Origin of the sequence: Streptomyces sp. NPDC037389 (genome assembly GCF_040636475.1) — a bacterium.
Classification (GTDB): Bacteria; Actinomycetota; Actinomycetes; order Streptomycetales; family Streptomycetaceae; genus Streptomyces; species Streptomyces hesseae.
In genome coordinates, this window is record NZ_JBEZUS010000091.1 from 1 (window position 1) to 1,032 (window position 1,032).

General features: G+C 70.6%; 1 pseudogene. It reads right to left on the reverse strand.

The annotated features are described in order from the left end of the window. A pseudogene (locus AB0E98_RS33965) lies at positions 1 to 1,032 on the reverse strand (hypothetical protein); the annotation flags it as partial.

Sequence of the window (1,032 nt, forward strand, 5' to 3'; positions counted from 1 at the left end):
GGTGGCCTTGTCAGGGTGGACGGCCTCGGTGTAGGCGTCCAGGATCGTGCGGCAGTCGGTGGGGCTCGGAAAACGGAGCCGGTCGGGGGCTCCGTCCGGAGCGGCACCGATCTTGCAGAGGTCGGAACGCTCTTTTTCGGGAACGCTCACGTTCCCGCCGAGCAGGGATACGGCCGCGACGACGGCAGCCAAGTCCTGTGCGTCGGCCCCCAGATTCTCGGTGAAAGCCTGCCGCAGCTCCTCCCCGAGGCGCTCGGGCCTGTCGTTCCCGCCGCGGTAGTCGCACAGGCCCTTGACGAATCCGGCGAGGTCGTGAGGGAAGCGGCGCGCCAGGGCCTCGACGAAGCGCGGGTTGCCGGCGACCTTGTCCCCGTGGATTTCCCGGGCGCGGCCGGCCAGGTCGAGAAGGGCGGTGGCGCGGACGATGGACGGCACGACGGTGAGGTTCGCCGCCTGCCACTCGTGGAACGAGTTGATGTCGTACCCCAGGCAGGCAAGCACGCTGACGCCGAGCTCCGCCGACACTGCGGGCAGCACGCGGTCGACGTCCGTTTCGCCCATCGGCCGGATGGCATCGAGGATGACGACGGGGCAGCCGGTCTCCGGCTGGTCCAGGGGTTCGAGACTGCCGAGGGCGTGCCGCACGACTTCGGCGAGGACGTCGCCGCTCGGGAACGCCCGGTCATCGGGGACGAGAACGACCACGCGCCGGCCGGTCTCGGCGAGCGACCGTGCCGTGCAGCGGGCAATGCAGCTCTTCCCTGAGCCGGACGGCCCTCCCAGCACGGCCACTTTGCGCTCCGGGTCCTGGAAGATCGCCATGAGGCTGTCGACCTGGTCCGTGCGGATGTCGGGGAGCCGTTGACCGTCGGGCTGCGTCCGCGACCAGTCGTGAAGACTCCATTCGGTGGCTTTCAGGGCTCTCTTGTGCCAGTTCCGCGACCAGTCGTCCCAGGCCGCGCCCCAGTAGGCGCGGGCCGCACCCGCCAGGGTGAGGCCGGGGTCCGCGACCGCAAGCGTCGGGGTGCCGTC